General features: G+C 65.1%; 16 protein-coding genes and 1 pseudogene. 7 read left to right on the top strand and 10 right to left on the bottom strand.

Translation table 11 applies throughout. From position 1 onward, the window contains the following. The first annotated feature begins 25 nt into the window (after positions 1-25). Positions 26-991, top strand: a complete 966-nt coding sequence (locus ACO6D5_RS12085) for a tripartite tricarboxylate transporter substrate-binding protein (RefSeq protein WP_315846976.1) — start codon at positions 26-28, stop codon at positions 989-991. A gap of 73 nt (positions 992-1,064) precedes the next feature. Here the strand turns inward: ACO6D5_RS12085 and ACO6D5_RS12080 are convergent, their stop codons facing one another. Next, positions 1,065-1,841: a ferredoxin--NADP reductase gene (locus ACO6D5_RS12080; RefSeq protein WP_183013249.1), complete on the bottom strand. Its 777-nt coding sequence runs from the start codon at positions 1,839-1,841 to the stop codon at positions 1,065-1,067. Positions 1,842-2,102: 261 nt separating this feature from the next. Here ACO6D5_RS12080 and ACO6D5_RS12075 point away from each other — a divergent pair, with 261 nt between their 5' ends. The 3 genes from ACO6D5_RS12075 to ACO6D5_RS12065 all read left to right on the top strand — a co-directional run bounded on the left by ACO6D5_RS12075 (position 2,103) and on the right by ACO6D5_RS12065 (position 5,711). Continuing rightward, positions 2,103-3,146, top strand: coding sequence for a Fe(3+) ABC transporter substrate-binding protein (locus ACO6D5_RS12075; protein WP_485825513.1), 1,044 nt, complete (start codon positions 2,103-2,105; stop codon positions 3,144-3,146). Positions 3,147-3,258: 112 nt separating this feature from the next. After that, on the top strand, positions 3,259-4,929 hold the full coding sequence (locus tag ACO6D5_RS12070; RefSeq protein WP_315845865.1) for an ABC transporter permease subunit: 1,671 nt from the start codon (positions 3,259-3,261) through the stop codon (positions 4,927-4,929). A gap of 5 nt (positions 4,930-4,934) precedes the next feature. Further along, positions 4,935-5,711, top strand: a complete 777-nt coding sequence (locus ACO6D5_RS12065) for an ABC transporter ATP-binding protein (protein WP_485825512.1) — start codon at positions 4,935-4,937, stop codon at positions 5,709-5,711. Positions 5,712-5,762: 51 nt separating this feature from the next. Here the strand turns inward: ACO6D5_RS12065 and ACO6D5_RS12060 are convergent, their stop codons facing one another. From ACO6D5_RS12060 to ACO6D5_RS12050, 3 genes are all read right to left on the bottom strand, one after another. After that, positions 5,763-6,740, bottom strand: a complete 978-nt coding sequence (locus ACO6D5_RS12060; protein WP_485825511.1) for a Bug family tripartite tricarboxylate transporter substrate binding protein — start codon at positions 6,738-6,740, stop codon at positions 5,763-5,765. Positions 6,741-6,826: 86 nt separating this feature from the next. After that, a complete protein-coding gene (locus ACO6D5_RS12055; protein WP_315845862.1) occupies positions 6,827-7,732 on the bottom strand; it encodes a pirin family protein in 906 nt (301 codons plus the stop codon). 100 nt (positions 7,733-7,832) lie between these two features. Next, positions 7,833-8,531, bottom strand: coding sequence for a pirin family protein (locus ACO6D5_RS12050; RefSeq protein WP_485825510.1), 699 nt, complete (start codon positions 8,529-8,531; stop codon positions 7,833-7,835). 180 nt (positions 8,532-8,711) lie between these two features. Between ACO6D5_RS12050 and ACO6D5_RS12045 the strand changes: the two genes are divergently transcribed. Further along, positions 8,712-9,626 carry a LysR family transcriptional regulator gene (locus ACO6D5_RS12045; RefSeq protein WP_485825509.1) on the top strand — a complete coding sequence of 305 codons (915 nt, stop codon included), beginning with the start codon at positions 8,712-8,714 and terminating at the stop codon, positions 9,624-9,626. Positions 9,627-9,666: 40 nt separating this feature from the next. Here the strand turns inward: ACO6D5_RS12045 and ntrC are convergent, their stop codons facing one another. From ntrC to rdgB, 5 genes are all read right to left on the bottom strand, one after another. Next, positions 9,667-11,160 carry a nitrogen regulation protein NR(I) gene (ntrC, locus tag ACO6D5_RS12040; RefSeq protein WP_315845859.1) on the bottom strand — a complete coding sequence of 498 codons (1,494 nt, stop codon included), beginning with the start codon at positions 11,158-11,160 and terminating at the stop codon, positions 9,667-9,669. Beyond that, positions 11,160-12,224 carry a nitrogen regulation protein NR(II) gene (glnL, locus tag ACO6D5_RS12035; RefSeq protein WP_006222220.1) on the bottom strand — a complete coding sequence of 355 codons (1,065 nt, stop codon included), beginning with the start codon at positions 12,222-12,224 and terminating at the stop codon, positions 11,160-11,162. Before glnL ends, ntrC begins: the two co-directional genes overlap by 1 nt. A 192-nt stretch (positions 12,225-12,416) precedes the next feature. Beyond that, positions 12,417-13,829 (bottom strand): type I glutamate--ammonia ligase, encoded by a 1,413-nt coding sequence (glnA, locus tag ACO6D5_RS12030; protein ID WP_485825508.1) that lies wholly within the window; start codon positions 13,827-13,829, stop codon positions 12,417-12,419. 184 nt (positions 13,830-14,013) lie between these two features. Next, positions 14,014-15,234 (bottom strand): radical SAM family heme chaperone HemW, encoded by a 1,221-nt coding sequence (hemW, locus tag ACO6D5_RS12025; protein WP_315845857.1) that lies wholly within the window; start codon positions 15,232-15,234, stop codon positions 14,014-14,016. 34 nt (positions 15,235-15,268) lie between these two features. Further along, positions 15,269-15,892, bottom strand: coding sequence for an RdgB/HAM1 family non-canonical purine NTP pyrophosphatase (gene rdgB, locus ACO6D5_RS12020; RefSeq protein WP_315845856.1), 624 nt, complete (start codon positions 15,890-15,892; stop codon positions 15,269-15,271). Between the two features lie 182 nt (positions 15,893-16,074). Between rdgB and ACO6D5_RS12015 the strand changes: the two genes are divergently transcribed. After that, positions 16,075-17,928: an EAL domain-containing protein gene (locus ACO6D5_RS12015; protein WP_315845855.1), complete on the top strand. Its 1,854-nt coding sequence runs from the start codon at positions 16,075-16,077 to the stop codon at positions 17,926-17,928. A 165-nt stretch (positions 17,929-18,093) separates the two neighbouring features. Here the strand turns inward: ACO6D5_RS12015 and ACO6D5_RS12010 are convergent. After that, a pseudogene (locus tag ACO6D5_RS12010) lies at positions 18,094-19,527 on the bottom strand (methyl-accepting chemotaxis protein); the annotation flags it as partial. 229 nt (positions 19,528-19,756) lie between these two features. Between ACO6D5_RS12010 and ACO6D5_RS12005 the strand changes: the two are divergent. Beyond that, complete coding sequence (locus ACO6D5_RS12005) at positions 19,757-20,917, top strand: acyl-CoA dehydrogenase family protein (protein WP_315845854.1); 1,161 nt, start codon at positions 19,757-19,759, stop codon at positions 20,915-20,917. Positions 20,918-20,926: the final 9 nt, after the last annotated feature.

Raw genomic sequence — 20,926 nt, 5'->3', positions numbered from 1 at the left:
TAAAAAAACACCACAGGAGACACACATGCGCATTTCATCCAAGGGCCGGCTGGCCCTGCTGCTGGCGGCTGCCCTTCCCCTGACCGCGCTGGCCCAGAGCTTTCCGGCCAAACCCATCACCTTCATCGTGCCGTTCGCGGCCGGCAGCGCCACGGACCAGATCGGCCGCGCCATCGGCCAGGGCGTCACGGAACAGACCGGCCAGGCCGTCGTCATCGAGAACAAGCCCGGCGCCAGCGCCATGATCGGCGCCGCCGCCGGCGCGCGCGCCGCGCCGGACGGCTATACGGTCCTGATCACCACCAACACCACGCACGCCGCCAATGAACACCTGTACAAGTCGCTGACGTACCAGCCCGTGAAGGACTTCGCACCGATCTCGCTGTTGGGCAAAGGCGGCCAGATCATGGTGGTCAACCCCAACTCGTCCGCCAAGACCGTGGGCGACTTCCTGGCCCAGGCCAAGCAATCGCCGGGCAAGCTGAGTTTTGGCAGCGGCAGCTCCAGCAGCCGCATCGCGGGCGAATTGCTACAGCAGATGGCAGGCGTGCAACTGCTGCACGTGCCCTACAAGAGCAATCCGCTGGCCGTGACCGACCTGCTGGGCGGTCAGATCGACATGATGATCACCGACACCGCGACGGGCCTGCCCCAGGTCAAGTCCGGCAAACTGCGCGCATTGGGGGTGACGGGGCTGGCCCGGTCGCCATTGGCGCCAGACGTGCCGACGATCGCCGAAGCCGGCGTACCGAACTACGAGATGGGCTATTGGTTCGCGGCCTATGCGCCAGCCGGCACGCCGCCCGACGTGGTGAAGCGCTTGAACGAGCTGCTGGTGAACGCCACCAAGACCAAGCCCGCCCAACAGTTCTATGCGCAGACCGGCACCGACCCGGCCACTTCCACGCCCGACGAGTTGGCCGCGTTTCAGCAGGCCGAATCCAAAAAGTGGGGCGACATCATCAAGAAGGCGGGAATCCAGCCGGAATAAGCTGGCCTGCCATGGAATGCAAAAAACCATCGCCTGGGCGATGGTTTTTTTTTATCGACACAGGCGCGATGGCTTATTTGTCGACGAACGCGCGTTCAACCACGTAATCGCCCGGCTGGCCCACGCCCGCCGAAACGACGAAGCCGCGCTTGTCCAGCATGGCGCTGATGTCGGCCAACATATGCGGGCTGCCGCAGATCATGGCGCGATCGGTTTCGGGGTTGATCTGCGGGATGCCGATGTCTTCACACAGCTTGCCGTTTTCCATCAGTTCCGTGATGCGGCCCTGATTGCGGAACGGTTCGCGCGTGACGGTCGGGTAGTACACGAGCTTGTCGCGGACGACGTCGCCGAAGAACTCGTTGTTCGGCAGTTCCTTTTCGATGAAGTCGGCATAGGCCAGCTCGCTGACCCAGCGCACGCCATGGACCAGGATGACCTTGTCGAAGCGTTCGTAGATGTCCGGATCTTTGATGATGCTCATGAACGGCGCCAGGCCCGTGCCGGTGCCGAACAGGAACAGGTGCTTGCCCGGCTTCAGGTCGTCGACGACGAGCGTGCCCACGGGCTTGCGGCTGACCAGGATGGTGTCGCCTTCTTTCAGATGCTGCAGTCGCGACGTGAGCGGACCGTTCTGCACCTTGATGCTGAGGAATTCGAGGTTTTCTTCGTAGTTCGCGCTGGCGATGCTGTATGCCCGCAGCAGCGGCTTGCCTTCAACTTCCAGCCCGATCATGACGAAGTGGCCGTTGTGGAACCGCAAGGCCGCATCACGCGTCGTGGTGAAGGAAAACAGGGTGTCGTTCCAGTGGTGCACGCTTAGTACGCGCTCAGTGTTGAAAGCAGCCATGTCGTAGTAGGGAATATTAGGGTTGACCCTATTCTACAGGGTCTTGATGGGAATTGCTCTCATTATTCCGTAATACCCTTATGCCGTATTGATGGGGATCAAGGGTTGGAACCCATGCCTTACGAAGAGTTGAATGCTGTTTCGCTTCCTGTTATTGTCCGGTTCTCAGTTGATAATCGTTTTCGTTAGCAGACCGTTTTAAGCAACGGAAAGCCCCCTTACGCGGCTTTGCCCGTTGCTGCCCTAGCCGGAGTTCCCGACATGACCAAGCGTCCCCAATTGAATTCGCTGCTTCGCGCCCTGGCGCTGGCCGGCGCCGCCGCCTTCACCGTCTCGGCCAATGCCGCAGAAGAAGTCAGCCTGTACACCACCCGGGAACCCAAGCTGATCCAGCCGTTGCTGGATGCCTTCACCAAGGAAAGCGGCATCAAGGTCAATACCGTTTTCGTCAAGGACGGCCTGCTGGAACGCGTGAAAGCCGAAGGCACCAAGTCGCCTGCCGACGTGCTGATGACCGTGGACATCGGCAACCTGCTGGACCTGGTGGACGGCGGCGTGACCCAATCGGTCAAGTCCGAGACCCTGGAATCGGTGATCCCCGCCAACCTGCGCGGCGCCGACGGCAAGTGGTACGCCCTGTCGCTGCGCGACCGCGTGCTGTACGTGGAAAAGGACTTGAAGCTGGAGTCCTTCCGCTACGAAGACCTGGCCGACCCCAAGTGGAAAGGCAAGGTCTGCATCCGTTCGGGCCAGCACCCTTACAACACCGCCATGGTCGCCTCGATGATTGCGCATGACGGCGCGGAAGCGACCGAGAAGTGGCTGCGCGGCGTCAAGGCCAACCTGGCCCGCAAGGCTGCGGGCGGCGACCGCGACGTGGCGCGCGACATCCTGGGCGGCATCTGCGACATCGGCCTGGCCAATGCGTACTACGTCGGCCACATGAAGAATTCCGAACCCGGCACCGACGGCCGCAAGTGGGGCGACGCCATCAAGGTCATCCGCCCGACGTTCGCCAACGAGAAAAGCGGCGGCACGCACGTGAACGTCAGCGGCGCCGCCGTTGCCGCCCACGCGCCGAACAAGGCCAACGCCATCAAGCTGCTGGACTTCCTGGTGTCCGAACCCGCCCAGGCCCTGTATGCCCAGGCCAACTATGAATACCCCGTCCGCAAGGGCGTGAAGCTGGACCCCGTGATCGCCAGCTTTGGCGAACTGAAGGTGGATCCGCTGCCCTTGACCGAAATCGCCAAGCACCGCAAGCAAGCCAGCGAACTGGTGGACAAGGTCGGCTTCGACAACTGATAAGCCCCGGGTCGCCACGCCCTGGCGTGGCATCATCCTGCGGCAGTATTGGGCCTGTTCCCTTCTTTGCGGAGGGAACAGGCCTTGCCTTTGATGCAATCGACTTTGAAGCATGCACACAGAATCCTTGCCCCGGCCGCTGCGTTTGCGCTGGACTGAACGCGGCGCCGGCTGGCTTGCGGGCGCCGGCCTGATCGCCCTGGCCGTGCTTGCGCCCGTGCTGACGCTGCTGTGGTGGGCGCTGGGCGGCGAACTCTCTCACTGGCAGCACCTGGCAAGTTACGTGCTGCCGCAGGCTCTCGCCAACACGGCCATGCTGCTGGCCGGGGTGGGCGTGATGGTGACGCTCTTGGGCACCGGCGCCGCCTGGCTCGTAACCGCCTACGACTTTCCCACGCGCCGCATCCTGACATGGGCGCTGCTGCTGCCGCTGGCGGTACCGACCTACATCATCGCGTTCTCTTACCTGGACTTGCTGCACCCCATCGGGCCGGTCCAGACGGCGATCCGCGCCCTGCTGGGCTATGACAGCCCGCGGCAGTTCCGCCTGCCCGACCTGCGCTCCATCTACGGCGCGATCTTCGTGCTGGGCTTCGTGCTGTACCCGTATGTCTATCTGAGCACGCGCGTCATGTTCATGACCCAGGCGGCCAGCCTGCTGGAAGCGGCGCGCACGCTGGGCGCCGGGCGCGTTGCGGTGTTCTTCCGGGTGGCGCTGCCCCTGGCACGGCCCGCCATCGTCGTGGGTGTCAGCCTGGCGCTGCTGGAAACGCTGAACGATATCGGCGCGTCCGAGTTCCTGGGCGTGCAGACGCTGACGGTGTCGGTCTATACCACCTGGGTCACGCGCTCGGACCTGGCCGGGGCCGCGCAGATCGCGCTGACGATGCTGGCCATCGTGATCGGGCTGATCATGCTGGAGCGCCACGGCCGCAAGCGCCAGCGCTACGCCAATACCCAGCGCATGCGCCCCATGCAGCCGCGCCGCCTGCGCGGCCTGGCCGCCGGCGTGGCCGCCCTGCTGGGCTGGATCCCCGTCATGCTGGGGTTCATCGCGCCGGCCGCCTATCTTATCCATGAAACCTACAAGCGCCTGCACTTGGTGGGCGGCGTATCGAACCAGTTGATCAACGGCCTGGGCAACACGCTGATCGTCGCCTTCAGCGCCACGATCGTTACCCTGCTGTGCGGGCTGATCGTGGCCTGGGCCGGACGCACCATGCGCGAAAGCGCCAGCTTCAATCCGGGCCGGGCCTGCGCGCGGATCGCCAGCCTGGGCTACGCGGTGCCGGGCACGGTGCTGGCCATCGGCCTGTTGACGCCTTTCGTCTGGATCGACCATGCCGTGGCCTCGGTTTTCGGCGGTCCGGGCCTGTTCCTGATGGGCTCCATGGGTGCGCTGGTCATCGCCTACGTGATCCGCTTCCTGGCGATTTCCACGGGCGCGCTGGAAGCCGGCCTTGCCCGCATCCCGCCTTCGCTGGAACAGGCGTCGCGGCTGCTGGGCGAAAGCTCGGCAGGCACCCTGCGTCGCGTCCATCTGCCGCTGCTGCGCCCCGCGCTGGCCGCAAGCGCCCTGCTGGTCTTCGTGGACGCCATGAAGGAATTGCCGGCGACCTTGCTGCTGCGGCCGATGAATTTCGACACGCTCGCCACCTGGCTTTACGCCGAAGCCGCGCGCGGCACGTACGAGGAAGGCGCCGTCGCGGCGCTGGCGATCGTGCTGGCCGGCCTTTTGCCCGTCATCCTGCTGGCGCGCACCAATCTGAAAATGGGACATTGATCATCGTGCCCGATCTGTTAGAAATCGATCACCTTTCGCTCGCTTACGACACGCCCGGGGGCTTGAAGCCCGTGGTGCAAGACTTGACCCTGGGCCTGCCGTCCGGACACATCGGCTGCCTGTTGGGCGAGTCCGGCTGCGGCAAGACCACAGTGCTGCGCGCCATCGCCGGCTTCGAACCGGTGCGGGCGGGGCGCATCCTGCTGGACGGCACCGTCATCTCCTCAGCCACCGAACAGGTCGCGCCGGAACTGCGCCGCGTCGGCATGATGTTTCAGGACTACGCCCTGTTCCCGCACCTGACCGTGGCCTTGAATGTGGCGTTCGGCCTGCGCAAGCTCGCGCGCGCAGACCGTGCGCGCCGCGTTGAAGAAATGCTGGAACTGGTGGGTTTGGCGCATGCCGCCAACAGCTACCCGCACGAAATCTCGGGCGGGCAGCAACAGCGCGTGGCGCTGGCCCGGGCGCTTGCGCCCTCCCCCGATCTGCTGTTGCTGGACGAACCGTTCTCGAACCTGGATGTGGACACACGCGAACGCCTGGCGTTCGAGGTGCGCGACATCCTCAAGACCACCGGCCACACGGCCATCCTGGTCACGCACAACCAGGCCGAAGCCTTCGCCATCGCCGACCGCATCGGCGTGATGAGCAAAGGATCCATCGCGCAGTGGGATACGCCCTATAACCTGCATCATCATCCGCGCAACGATTTCGTGCGGGACTTCATCCGTCGCGAAGCGCTGGAGGCGCAGCGCGAGCAGGCATTCGCCCGCGGGCGCTGATTTACCCGAGCCCCTCGTGCGGCCTTGGCCGCCGGGGGCATCAGCCGGCCATCAATCCGCCGACAGCTTGACCTTTTGCGACAGCGCCTTGAAGGCTTCGTGCTGGCTTTGGGTCAGGCGCTCGACCTCTTGCGGCGTCGATCCATACGGCATGAAACCGGCTTGTTCCAGCTTGTCCTTCACTTCCGGCAAGGCCAGCGCCCACTGGAACGCCTCGCTCAGCGCCTGGGTGACTTCCGGCGACATCTTGGCCGGGCCGTACACTGCGAACCACGGGTCCACCACTGCGCCCGCATAACCCAGTTCGGCCAGCGTGGGCACATCCGGCAATGCCGGCGCCCGCTTGCTGCCCGTGACGGCCAGCGCATGCACCTTGCCCGCCTTGATGTGCGGCAGCGAGGCCGGCAGGTTGTCGAACATCACAGGCAGGTGTCCGCCCAGCAAATCGTTCAGCCCTTGCGCGCTGCCCTTGTACGGAATGTGCTGCATGCCGGCGCCCGTCAGTTGGTCGAACATCACGCCGGCCAGATGCATGGACGTCCCGGTGCCGGGCGTGCCGAACGCGGTGCCCGGGTGTTGCTTGGCGTACGCCACCAGATCCTTGACGCTATCCACCTTCAATGCAGGGCCGACTTCAAGCACCACGGTGGATGCGCCCAGCATGCTGACGCCGGTGAAATCCTTGGTGGGATCGAACGGCATCGACGGGTAGACGAACGGGTTCAGCGCGTTCGTGGAGATGGCGCCGAAACCGATCGTGTAACCGTCCGGGGCAGCCTTGGCCACGGCATCCATCCCGATGTTGCCGCCCGCGCCCGGCCGGTTTTCGACAATGACGGGCTGGCCGAGCTTTTCGGCCACCTTCTGCCCGGCGCTGCGGGCCACCAGATCGGTGGTGCCGCCCGCCGTGTAGGGAACGATGAAGGTGATGGGTTTGGCCGGATAGCCGGCAGCGAACGCCGCGGACGCGCCGTTGACCAGCGCCAACGCGGCCAGGCCGCGCGCAAGGTTGAGGGTGTAGCGATGCATGAGTCTCCATCCTGTTGTTATCAAGGTTTGGAGGCGCATCATACTGCCGCGCTGGCGTTGCGCGGCAGGGGAAAACACGGCTTCAATCAGGCGCGCGGTTCCGGCAGCGGAATGTACTCGGTCTCGTCGCCGGGCACGATCTGGTCGAAGCGCGTGCGCTGCCAGTCTTGCTTGGCCTGTTCGATGCGGTCCTTGCTGCTGGAGACGAAGTTCCACCAGACAAAGCGCGGACCGTCCAAGGGTTCGCCGCCCAGCACCGCGAACCGTGCGGCGGTGACGGCGCGGATCTGCACCGGCCGCCCCGGGGCAAACACCACCAGCCGGCCGCTTTCGAACACTTGCCCATCCACTTCGACCGAGCCTTCGGCCAGATAGGCGGCGCGCTCTTCGTACTCGGCCGGCAGCACCGTCGTGGCGCCCGCCTTCAGTTGCAAGTCGCCATAGAACAGCGGCGACAGCGTCTTGACCGACGAGGTCTTGCCGAACAGCGAGCCCGCCACGATCTGGGCGCGCACGCCTTCGCCTTCGACCACCGGCTGCGCGTCCAAGCCATAGTGCGTAAAGCCCGGGTCCGTTTCTTCGTGCTGCTTGGGCAGGCCCACCCAGATCTGCAGGCCACAGAGCCGCTGCGGCGCCTTGCGGCTTTCCGGTGAAGAACGTTCCGAATGGACGATGCCGCGGCCGGCGGTCATCCAGTTCACTTCGCCAGGCAGGATCGTCTGGGTATTGCCCGCGCCGTCGCGGTGCACCATCGACCCTTCATACAAGTAGGTGACCGTGGACAGGCCGATGTGCGGGTGCGGGCGGACGTCGATGCCTGTGCCGGCATCGAATTCGACCGGACCCATATGGTCAAGGAACACGAATGGCCCGACGGTCCGGCGCTGTGCCGACGGGATTGCGCGGCGGACGGAAAAACCGCCCAGGTCGCTGGTGCGCGGCACCACGACGGTTTCAATCTGGTTTTCGCCTGCATCGGACAACGTAGACATGGTGTAGCGCTCCGCTTCTATAGGCCAATGGCCATGTTAAGGCCCAATGGCCCGTTCAAAAACAAGGCCGGGCGGAAAACTCTCCGCCCGGCCTCAGGCATTACGCCAGGTCGAACACCAGCACTTCGGCGTTCTTGCCGCCCGACAGCTCGACGCGGGTGTCGTCCGTGATGGCGACCGCGTCACCGGCCGAAAGCTCGGCGCCGTTGACCGTCACGCTGCCCCGCGCCACATGCACCCAGGCGCGGCGGCCGGCGGCCAGTGCCAGGGTGGCGGACTCGACGCCATCGAACAGGCCGCCATACAAGCGCGCGTCCTGATGGATCTTCATCGAGCCGTCTTCGCCATCCGGCGACACCAGGGCTTGCAGCCGGCCACGCTTTTGCGCATCACTGAAGCTGCGCTCTTCGTATTCCGGAGCAATACCCGTCACGTCGGGTTCGATCCAGATCTGCAGCATGTGCGTTTCAGTATCCGGCAGCGGATTGAACTCGGAGTGCATCACCCCGCGGCCGGCGCTCATCCGTTGCACGTTGCCGGGCTGGATGGTCGAACCGCTGCCCATGCTGTCCTTGTGCGCGATGGCGCCGTCCAGCACGTAGGTGATGATTTCCATGTCCCGGTGGCCATGCGTGCCGAAGCCGCGGCCGGCGGCGATGCGGTCGTCGTTGATCACGCGCAGCGCGCCGAAGCCCATGTGAGCCGGGTCGTAGTAGTTGGCGAAGGAAAAGGTGTGAAACGAATCGAGCCACCCATGGTTGGCGTGACCCCGTTCGGCAGCGCGGCGAATCGTAAGCATTGTGGACTCCTGTTTCAATAATATGAATGATATAGAGGGTGAGGTGCGGGCATTTCGCTTCCCGGATTCCGCCTTACCCCTGGCATGAGTGATATTCTGCGCGCGCAGGCCGGGTGATTTGGCGCTATATTTTGATGACTTCGTTCAAATTATTTGAATGACTCTGATCGACCCACCGCCATGCAGCCCATTACGCCTGAATTGTTGATCCTGGTTGACGCCATCGCCCGCCACGGCAGCTTTGCGAAGGCCGCGCGCGAGCTGGGCAAAGTGCCCTCCGCCGTGACGTATTCGATCCGCAAGCTTGAGGACGGGCTGGACGTGCTGCTGTTTGACCGCTCCGGCCATCGGGCGCTGCTGACGCCCGCGGGCGAAGCGCTGTTGAAAGACGGACGGCACGTCCTGCAATCGCTGGATGACCTGGCCTGCCGCGTCAAGCGCATCGCCACAGGCTGGGAGGTCGAACTCCGAATCGCTGTCAGCGCGGTACTGCCATGGCGGCCGCTATACGACCTGATCGACGAATTCCAGACATTGGAGAGCGCGACCACGCTGCGCTTTTCCAGCGAAGTGCTGAGCGGCAATTGGGATGCATTGACGGCCGGGCGCGCCGACCTGGTGATCGGCGCCGGCGCCAATGCCGAGCCCACGGGGCCTTACCGGTCGCAGGCGATCGGCGCCACGCAGTTCGGATTTTGCGTGGCGGCGCATCATCCCCTGGCGTCGTTGCCGCAACCGCTCAGTCGCGCCGACATCACGAAGTACTGCGCGGTGGTCGTGGCGGACACGTCGCGCAATTTGCCGCCGCAATCGCGCGGCATTCTGGCAGATCAACCGACGCTGGTGATGCCGTCCATGCAGGCCAAGATCGACGCGCAAGTTCGCGGCCTGGGCTGCGGCTATCTGCCGTTGACGATGGCGGCGCCCTATCTGGCGCAAGGCCTGCTGGTGGTATGCGAAACGGATGAAGGCATGTCCCTGACGGAACACGTGGCGTACGCCTGGCGGGCCGAGCCGCCGGGCGAGGCGCTGAAGTGGTGGCTGCAGAAGCTGAAATCGCCGCGGCTGTGCGAAAGCTTGCTGGGAATGGGCTGAGGGGTCGCCGAGCGTCCGACGCGCGGCAACCCGTCAGCGGTCACTCGTCTTCAATCCCCAGCTCGCGCAGCTTGCGCGTGATGGTATTGCGGCCAATGCCCAGGCGGGATGCGGCTTCTACACGGCGGCCGCGACTGGCGTCCAGCGCGCTTTGCAGCAGGATCTTCTCGAACTGGCGCGTCAAGGTCGCCATCACGGCCGGTTCGCCGCGCTCCAGCCGGTATTGCGCATCGCGCAGCAAGGAGTCCTGCCAGTTGCGCGGCGCGCCGTCGTCCAACCCTTGGGACGACGGCACCACCGTGCCGATCCCGGGCATCGGGGTTGCCGGACGCAATGGGGCCAGCCCGGGTTGCTGCTGGTGTTCCAGCGCGCGGATCTCGGGCGGCAGGTCCTGGCGGTCCACCGTCTGGCCCGGCGCCATTACCGTCAGCCAATGGCAGAAGTTCTCCAGCTGGCGGACGTTGCCGGGAAAATCGAACTTGGTCAGCACGGCCAGCGCGTCGGGCGTCAGGCGCTTGACCGGCACGCCCAGCGTGCGGGCGCTTGCCGTCAGGAAATGCTGCGCCAGCGCGGGAATGTCTTCTACGCGTTCCCGTAGCGGTGGCAGGCGCAACCGGATCACGTTCAGGCGATGGAACAAGTCCTCGCGGAACAAGCCCTGCTCGACACGCTGCTCCAGCGGCTGGTGGGTCGCGGCCACGATGCGCACGTCCACCCGCACGGGCTGTGCCCCGCCCACGCGGTAGAAGCTGCCTTCGGCCAGGACGCGCAACAGGCGCGTTTGCAACTCAATCGGCATGTCGCCGATTTCGTCCAGGAACAAGGTGCCGCCGTGCGCTTCTTCGAAGCGGCCGCGGCGCAGATTGTTGGCGCCCGTGAAGGCGCCGCGCTCGTGGCCGAACAGCTCGGCTTCAAGCAGGTCGCGTGGAATGGCCGCGGCGTTCAGCGCCACGAACGGGCCGCTGGCCCGCACGCCGTGGCCGTGCAAGGCTCGGGCGACGAGTTCTTTGCCGGTGCCCGATTCGCCGGTGATCAACACCGTCACCTTGGATTGGGCCAGTCTGCCGATGGCGCGGAACACTTCCTGCATGGCGGTGGAAGACGACTGCGTCATCATCCAGCGCTCGTTATTCTGCGCCGCCTCGCCCTGCCCTTCGGGTGTTTCCGGCTGCGTGGATTCCTGCATGGCGCGCTGGATCAGCGCAACCGCCTCGTTCACGTCGAACGGCTTGGCCAGGTAATCGAACGCGCCGCCCTGGAACGCGGACACGGTGCTGTCCAAATCGGCGAACGCGGTCATCACGATGACCGGCAAGCCGGGATGGCGCTCTTTGAGTTGCCGCAACAGCTCCAAGCCGTTGCCGCCGGGCATGCGGATATCGGACACCAGGGCGACGGGCGTTTCGCGCGACAGCGCTTCCAGCACGTCAGCCGATTGGGAGAAACTGCGGGTGGGGACACCAGCGCGGGCCAGGGCCTTTTCGAGGACCCAGCGGATGGCCTGGTCGTCGTCGACGATCCATACGGGTTTCATCAGTGTGCAGGCTCCATCGGTAGGACCAGGCGAAACTCGGTGCGCCCCGGTCGGGATTCAAATTCGATGATGCCGCCGTGCTGCTGCACGAAATCCTGGGCCAGGCTCAGGCCCAGGCCCGTGCCGCCCGCCCTGGCCGTGACCAGGGGGTGGAAAATGCGGTCGCGGATGTGGTCCGGCACGCCGGGACCGTTATCGATGATGGACAGCACCAGCGCCAGCCGGTGCTGCCGGTGGGCCAGCATGACCTGGCGCGCCACGCGCGTGCGCAGTGTGACGACGCCGGGCTCCGTCTTGGGCCCCTCGGGCCGCGCAACCAGTTCCTGCGCGGCGTTGCGCGCCACATTCAGGACGGCCTGCATCAGACGGGCGGCGTCGCCCTTCAGATCGGGAACCGACGCATCGTAGTCGCGCAGGATGGTGACATCGTTGCGGAATTCGGCCTGGATCAGCGCGCAGACGCGCTCGCAGATCTCGTGGATGTTCACCGGCCGCGCATTCAGCGGCACACGTTGCGGGCCGCTCAGGCGGTCCACCAGCGCCTGCAGGCGGTCGGCTTCGGAAATAATGACCTGGGTGTACTCGGCCAGGGCCGCGCTGGGCAGCTCGGCTTCCAGCAATTGCGCGGCGCCGCGCAAACCGCCCAGGGGGTTCTTCACTTCATGCGCAAGATTGCGCAGCAATTCTCGGTGCGCTTCGATTTCATCGACCAGCCGATGGTTACGGTCGGCCAGCACGCGCTGCTCGATCTCGCGGGTCTCTATCAATACGGGCCAGCGCTGGCCCGTCAGTCCCACCGTCGTGACGGCGACTTCCACGGATTCGGCGGCGCGGCGCAACGAGGCCAACTGCCTGACGTCGGCGTACCTGCCGGCCGCGGCGCGGTCGATCGAAGACTGGATATTTTCTGGGGTGTCGAACAGCGTGGCGGCGGAGTGCCCGCCCAGTTGCTTGCGCGAGCGGCCGAACAGATCTTCGGCGGCAGCGTTGGCGTATTCAATGTGACCGCGCTCGTTGACCAGGAAAACGGACGTGGCAAGCAGATCGAGAGCTTCTACATTCATTTTTCAACGTACCCGAATGACAGGGGGAAAGCGGAACGCGCCCGCGACGGCGGCGCCGGAACCCGGCGCCCTGCCCGCCAGGCGTAATGCCTGGCGGACAAACCGTCGAGCCGCGACCTGGTGGTGCGCGTGGTGTGGGCCCTGGTTTCTGCCTACATCATCGCGCTCCCCCCCGCCACAGCCTCTAAACGATCAGAGGCTGTAGTACATGTCGAATTCGACCGGGTGCGTCGTCATGCGCAGACGATTCACATCGGCCATCTTCAGGTCGATGTAGGCGGTGAGCATGTCGTTGCTGAACACGCCGCCACGGGTCAGGAATTCGCGGTCGGCGTCCAGGGCTTCCAGCGCTTGTTCCAGCGAGGAGCACACGGTCGGGATCTTGGCGTCTTCTTCCGGCGGCAGGTCGTACAGGTTCTTGTCGGCCGGATCGCCCGGGTGGATCTTGTTCTGGACGCCGTCCAGGCCGGCCATCATCAGGGCCGAGAATGCCAGGTACGGGTTGGCCAGGGGGTCCGGGAAACGCGCTTCGACACGACGGCCCTTCGGGTTGCCGACGTACGGGATGCGGATCGAGGCCGAGCGGTTGCGGGCCGAGTAAGCCAGCTTGACCGGCGCTTCGTAGTGCGGTACCAGACGCTTGTACGAGTTCGTGCCCGGGTTGGTGATGGCGTTCAGGGCGCGGGCGTGCTTGATGATGCCGCCGATGTAGTACAGCGCGAATTCCGACAGGCCGGCGTAGCCGTTGCCTGCGAACAGGTTCTGGCCATCCTTCCAGATGGATTGGTGCACGTGCATGCCGGAACCGTTGTCGCCAACGATGGGCTTGGGCATGAACGTCGCCGTCTTGCCGTAGGCGTGGGCCACGTTGTGCACGACGTACTTGACGATCTGCGTCCAGTCGGCGCGCTGGACCAGCGTGCTGAACTTGGTGCCGATTTCCAGCTGGCCGGCGCCGGCCACTTCATGGTGGTGCACTTCCACCGGCACGCCCATTTGTTCCATCAACAGGCACATTTCCGAGCGCATGTCCTGGAACGAATCAACCGGGGGAACGGGGAAGTAGCCGCCCTTGACCAGGGGACGATGGCCGGTATTGCCGCCTTCGAATTCCTGGCCGCTAGACCACGAGGCTTCTTCGGACTTGATCTTGACGAACGTGCCCGACATGTCCGTGTTCCAGGTCACGCCGTCGAACACGAAGAATTCGGGTTCCGGACCGAAGTAGGCGGTGTCGCCCAGGCCGGAGGACTTCAGATAGGCTTCGGCGCGCTTGGCCAGCGAACGCGGGTCGCGGTCATAGCCCTTCAGGTCCGACGGTTCAACGACGTCGCACGACAGGATCAGGGTCGGCTCTTCGCGGAACGGATCCAGGTTGCCGGTGGAGCAATCGGGGATGAGCAGCATGTCGGAGGCTTCAATGCCCTTCCAACCCGGGATCGACGAACCGTCGAAAGCCTGGCCGCTTTCCAGCTTGTCTTCGTCGATCTGGCTGGTGGGCACGGACACGTGGTGCTCACGGCCAACCGTATCGGTGAAGCGGAAATCCACGAATTTGACTTCGTTATCGGCGATCTGTTTCAGGACGTCTTTCGGGCTTGCCATGTCATCTCCATTAGATAAAAGGGTCGAGGGCTTTGCCTCTCGACTGGCATAAAAGAGGGAAGCAATAAGCGTGCCAGGTTTTACCCCCGGGAATCCCTGGGGAGGACCGCACGGTCATGAAAAAATGTAGCACCACTTTGGTGCAAATAGTGGGGCACGATTGCCCCAATATGGTGCATTCCCGCTACAGGAACATTTCCTGAAGGTCATTCAGGAAGCGCCAGCCCAAGGGCGTGGCCGCAAGGCGGGTCGGATCGCCGTCCAGCAGGCCCCGTTTGGAGGCTGCCTCCAATTGGTGCGCAATCGCGGCCAGCGACAAGCCGGTGCGTTCGTTGAACGCCGTGCTGGCCACCCCGTCTTTCAGACGCAGGGCGTTGAGCATGAATTCGAAAGGCAATTCGTCAGGGCCGACCTGCCGGCTTTCTGCCAGATGGCTGCCGTCGCGGGCCATCGCAGCCTGCATCCAGGAATCGGGGCTGCGCAGCCGCGCCTCGCGCACGATACGGTCATGGAATGACAGTTTGCCGTGCGCGCCGGGGCCGATGCCCAGGTAGTCGCCGAACTCCCAGTAATTCACGTTGTGGCGGCAGCGGGCACCGGGCTTGGCATAGGCCGACACCTCGTAGCGGGCCAGGCCGGCGGCTGCCAGTTCGGATTCCACGGCGTCCTGCATGGCGGCGCTGGTGTCGTCGTCGGGCAGGTCTTCGGGCGGGAACTTGGCGAAGACGGTATTGGGCTCCATCGTCAGGTGATACAGCGACAGGTGCTCGGTGCCGAACGAGATGGCCTCGCGCAGGTCGGCCACACAGGCGTCCAGCGTCTGGCCCGGCAAGGCGAACATCATGTCCAGGTTCACCCGCGAGACGGCGCGTTGCGCCATGCCGATGGCGGCGCGGGCCTGATCGGCATCATGGATGCGGCCCAGCTTCTTCAATTGGGCATTGTCGAAACTCTGGATGCCCAGCGAGAAGCGCGTGACCCCGCTGGCGGCGTAATCGCGGAAGCGGCTGGCCTCAGCGGTGCCGGGGTTCGCCTCCATGGTGATCTCCGCATCCGGCCATACATTCAGACAGGCGCGCAGCATGGCCAGCAATTCGTCCAGCCCTGCCGAGGACAGCAGGCTGGGCGTCCCGCCGCCGATGAAGACGGACACGACCTGGCGGCCCCAGATGGAGGGCAACGCCTGTTCCAGGTCGCTGCGCAAGGCATCCAGATAGGCGCGCTCGGGGATTTCGCCCGGCGCGGCGTGGGAATTGAAGTCGCAATACGGGCATTTGCGCACGCACCAGGGCACGTGCACATAGACGGACAACGGCGGCAGGCTGGTCAGCGTGGCGCCGGCCGGCACAAGCCGGCGCGAGGGCGACGCGCCCAGGTCATTGCGGATGGGGATGGTGATGGACATGCGGTTTCCTCGAGCAGGCGCGGCGCGCGCGCGCTCAAGCCTGGCTCAGCTTGCTCAGCAGTTCGCGCAGCGCGCGGGCGCGGTGGCTGACGCGGTTCTTTTCTTCGGGGTCCAGCGTCGCGGCGGTCAGCCCCATGTCGGGCAGGTAGAAATGGGGATCGTAGCCAAAGCCGTTCGCCCCTTCCGGCTGGTCGATGATCTCGCCATGCCACAGGCCTTCGCCGATGATCGGGCACGGGTCGTTTTCCGAGCGCACCAGCGCCAGCACGGCGACATACCAGGCACGCCGGTCGGCCTGGCCGGCCAGCTTCTGCGTCAACAGCGCGTTGTTGGCCAGATCGGATTTCTCACCGCCATGCATCTTGGCGTAGCGGGCCGAATAGACCCCCGGCGCGCCATCCAGCGCGGCCACGCACAGGCCGGAATCGTCAGCCAGGGCGGGCAGCCCGGTCAGGCGGCTGGCATGGCGCGCCTTGGTCAGCGCGTTTTCGACGAACGTGACGTGCGGCTCTTCGGCCTCGGGCACGCCCAGCTCGCCTTGGGGCACCAGTTCGATGCCCAGAGGAGCAAACAAGGCGGAAAACTCACGCAACTTGCCGGCATTATTGGACGCCAGCACGATGCGGCGCAGGGAATCGGGAATCTTGGGGGATGTCATAAGGCAAATTGTATAGGGCGCAGCCTGCCTATGCCGCCGCGTCACGGGATCGCCCTGCGCACCGAATGGGCATTGAAATCCCCGCATGAAGCCAAATCCCCATACCATGCCGCAACAACGCAGACATATTTTGTCGTCACTATCGCTAATCTTGTCACTGATCGTATCTGACGCCCTCGGCGATGACCCCACTTCACGCTTTGCCCCGGACGGCCGCCGTCCGCAGGCCCCACGCTTCACCGGGCGATGCGCCCGCGCCCGCCGGCTTGGCCGGCATCCTGCGCGAACGGCTGCTGCGGCCCCGCTATCAGCCGGTCATCGACCTGTCGCACAGCCGCATCTATGGCCATGAAAGCCTGATCCGCGGCCCGGCCGATACCGCCCTGCACTCTCCCGACGCGCTCTTCGCCGAAGCGCGGCGCCAGGGGCTGCACCCGCAGGTGGAGCTGGCCAGCTTCCGCGCCGGCGCCCAGGGCTTCCAGGACAACGAGGCGGCCGGCAAGCTGTTCCTGAACCTGTCCGGGTCAGCGCTGATCCATTACTGGACGCTGTGGGGGGACGACATGCCGCTGCGCCTGTTGAAGGATTGCACGCTGCCCCCTTCCAGCATCATCGTCGAGCTGACCGAACAAGACCCGCTATCGGACCACATGGGCGAATTGGGCAGTGCCTTCGCGTGCCTGCGGGAACGCGGCATGCGCATCGCCCTGGATGATTACGGCGTGGGCAACTCCAACCTGCAGCTGTGGTCCGAGATGCAGCCCGACCTGGTCAAGATCGACCGCTATTTCTTCAATGGCATCGGCCAGAGCGACCGCAAGCAAAACATGGTGCGGGCCATTCTGAAGGTGGCGCAGCACCTGGGCACGGCGATCGTCGCGGAAGGCATTGAAACGGCGGAAGACCTGGCCGTGGTGCGCGAACTGGACATCCGGTATGCCCAAGGCTGGTTCCTGGGCCGACCCGAGGAGACGCTGCTGACCGAGCTGAACGCGCCGCTGCGCGACTCGCTGCGGGTACGCAGCCCTGCCCCCCTGTCGCAGCGTTCCGCAGGCGGCACCGCCGCCAGCCTGCGGGTGGAAGCGCCCGCCGCGCTGCTGAACAAGCACACCAACGACGACGTGCACCGGCTGTTCATCGAACACAAGAACATGCACGCGGTGGCGGTCATCGACGGCGACAACCGGCCGGTGGGCATCATCAACCGGCGCGACTTCTCGGAACACTATGCGCAACGCTACACGCGCGAACTGTTCGGCCGCGACGCCTGCTCCACTTTCATGAACGGCGAACCGGTGCTGGTGGACCTGAACGTATCGATCGACCAGCTCAGCCATGTGCTGATTTCAGAAGACCAGCGGTATCTGATGGACGGCCTGATCATCACGCGGGATGGCCGCTACGATGGCCTGGCCACGGGCGAAACCCTGGTTCGCTCGGTGACCGAGATGCGGATCGAAGCGGCGCGTTACGCCAACCCGCTGACGTCCCTGCCCGGCAACATTCCCATCAGCCGGCATATCGCGACGTTGCTGGAGGATGCCGCCGACTTCACGATCTGCTATGGCGACCTCAATAACTTCAAGCCTTTCAACGACGTCTACGGCTATTGGCGCGGCGACGACATGATCATGCTGACCGCCGAAGTCGTCAAACAGCATTGCGATCCGCTGCGCGACTTTGTGGGGCATGTGGGCGGCGACGATTTCGTGGTGCTGTTCCGCAGCCCCGACTGGACGCAGCGCGTGCAGCGGATCATCGCCGAGTTCAATGAGCAGGCCATCGACCTCTATGACGACCAGGGCCGCCATAACGGGGGCATTGAAGCCGAAGACCGTTATGGCGTGCCGCGCTTCTTTCCGTTCGTGACGCTGGGCGTGGGCGCGCTCACCGTCACGCCGTCCCTATGCGAGCGCATCCGCCCGGAGGACATCGCGTCGGCCGCCGCGCATGTCAAGCACAAGGTCAAGCATGGGAACCTGTCGCTGGTGATCGAACGCTACACCGGCGGCGCCCTGCCCCAACTGGCCGATTGATTGCCCCGCTGCCGCCTGCACGGCGGCGGCATTCTGCGCCGCCTGCGCAATCTGGAACACCGCCACCGCGCGGCGCAACCCTTGCGCCTGGATCTCCAGCGCGGCCGCCGCGGCAGCGGTCTGCTCGACCATCGCCGCATTCTCCTGCGTGGAGCGTTCGATGTCGGCCACCGCATCGTTCACCGAGGCGATGCCGGCGGCCTGTTCGGCGGTGGCGTTCGAGATTTCGGCCACGATCTGCGTCACCCGGTCGACCGACGCCAGCATGTCGCGCATGGTGTCGCCGGCCAGGTTCACCTGGCGCACGCCCGCCTCGACCCGGGAAGCCGAGTCCTCGATCAAGCCCTTGATTTCTCGGGCGGCCTGGGCGCTGCGCTGAGCCAGCGAACGCACTTCGCCGGCCACGACGGCAAAGCCCTTGCCCTGCTCGCCCGCACGCGCCGCTTCCACAGCGGCGTTCAGCGCCAGGATGTTGGTCTGAAACGCGATGCTGTCCACCACGCCGACGATCTCACCGATGCGCCGCGCGCTGTCGGCGATGCCCTGCATGCTTTGCACGACCTCGTCCACCGCCTGGCCGCCGCGCTGCGCCAGCCGAGTGGCGCTTTCGGCCTGCCGGCTGGCCTGGTCCGCATTGCCGGCCGTCATCTGGACGGTGTGCGCCAGCTGAGTCATGTTGGCCGCGGCCTCCTGCAGCGAACCGGCCTGACGCGCCGTGCGGTCCGACATGTCCGCCCCGCCGGCCGCGATCTCGCCCGAGCCGGTATGGATCTCTTCGACGCCCTGCCGCACAGAGGCCACGGCGGCAGACAGCCCGGTCTGCATGCGGCGCATGGCCGAATACAGCACGCCGATCTCGTTGTCGCCGCGCATGGCGATGGCGCCCGTCAGGTCGCCGTCGGCGATGCGGTCGAAGTGCGCGCCGGCCTCGTTCAGCGGCCGCAGGATGCTGCGGCGGAACGCCAGCCGGATCAACACGGCCAGCAGCAGCACGACGCCCAGCACGCCGGCCGCCACCAGGATCACCCGCTCCAACGTCTGGCTGGCGCCCGCGACGGCAGTCTGGCCCTGTTCGCGCGAATAGGTCTGGTACGCGTCCGCCTGCTTGACGTAGGCGGCGCCGCTGGCGGGCAGCACCTTGTCCACCAGGCGGTTGACCTCGATGCCGTTCCAGCCCTGGATCGCCTTCTGCATGGGCACGAGCGTCTGCTCCGCGAACGCTGCGTAGGCCTTGAGCACCTGTTCGAACAACGGGCCGCCCTGGGCGCTGGCATCGGGGTTGGCGCGCAGGCGCGCCAGGCTGGCGCCGGCCTGCTTGAGCAGCGCGTCCGCCTGGGCCAGGGACTCGTCGCGGGCGGCTTCCAGCCCGCCTTCCATGCCGGTCTTGGCGTCGGTCAGCGCGGCGCGCGCCTGGAACAGCCGGCTGGTCATGTCGGCCAGGTCGCTGGCGCGTTCAATGCTGCCGCGGCCCAAGGCCTCGATATCGGCCCGGTTGTCGCGCAAGACGGCGATGCCGGCCGCCGCGGCGACGGCGAACAGCACCACAAACAACGCCAGAATGGCCGATACCGCCGTGGTGACCCTGAGATTTTTCCGCATATCCATCCGTATATAGCCTGGCGCCACAGGCGCAGTGCATCGGATTATGGGCATGCAGTTTGGCAATTTCTTGACACAACCTTGGCCCGCGCATGACGAACGCCCGTCATGAAACTGCGCTTTTGCGAACAGGAACCCCGTATTAAGGAATTGTGAATTGGCAGAGCCGCGCCCTTGCGGCACATTCGATGCTGTACCGAACCATTCCCCTCATTCCTACAGCAGCCCTATGCCACACGCCTCCGACGCTTATCAGGACATCCGCGAAGCCGTGCGCGACCTTTGCGCCCAGTTCCCCTCTGAGTATTTCCGCAAGATCGACGAAGATCGCGGCTATCCCGAGGACTTTGTCCGCGCGTTGACCGAGGCCGGCTGGCTGGCGGCGTTGATCCCTCAGGAATACGGCGGCTCGGGCCTGGGCCTGACCGAAGCGTCGATCATCATGGAAGAGATCAACCGCAGCGGCGGCAATTCAGGCGCCTGCCACGGCCAGATGTACAACATGGGCACGTTGCTGCGCCACGGCTCCGACGCCCAGAAACGTGAATACCTCCCCCGCATCGCCGCCGGCGAACTGCGCCTGCAATCCATGGGCGTGACCGAGCCCACCACCGGCACCGACACCACCAAGATCAAGACCACCGCCGTGCGCCGCGGCGACCGCTACGTGATCAACGGCCAGAAAGTCTGGATCTCGCGCGTGCAGCATTCCGACCTGATGATCCTGCTGGCCCGCACCACGCCGCTGGACCAGGTCACGCGCAAATCCGAAGGCATGTCGATCTTCCTGGTGGACCTGCATCACGCCGTCAAGCACGGCATGACGATCCGCCCGATCCCCAACATGGTCAACCACGAGACCAACGAACTGTTTTTCGACAATCTCGAAATCCCCGTCGAAAACCTGATCGGCGAAGAAGGCAAAGGCTTCAAGTACATCCTGGACGGCCTGAACGCCGAACGCACCCTGATCGCCGCCGAATGCATCGGCGACGGCTACTGGTTCGTGGACAAGGTCACCGCCTACGCCAAGGAACGCATGGTGTTCGGCCGCCCCATCGGCCAGAACCAGGGCGTGCAATTCCCCATCGCCCGCGCCCACATCAACGTGGAAGCCGCCAGCCTGATGCGTTACGAGGCCTGCCGCCTGTTCGATGCCCACGAGCCATGCGGCGCCCAGGCCAACATGGCCAAGCTGCTGGCCGCCGACGCGTCCTGGGAAGCGGCCAACGCCTGCCTGCAGTTCCACGGCGGCTTCGGCTTCGCGACCGAGTACGACGTCGAGCGCAAGTTCCGCGAGACGCGGCTGTATCAGGTGGCGCCCATTTCCACCAACCTGATCCTGTCATACGTCGCCGAGCACATCCTGGGCCTGCCCCGTTCCTTCTGATCCGATTCC

The organism is Achromobacter sp., from assembly GCF_057314935.1.
This window is presented reverse-complemented; position numbering and strand designations above follow the sequence as displayed.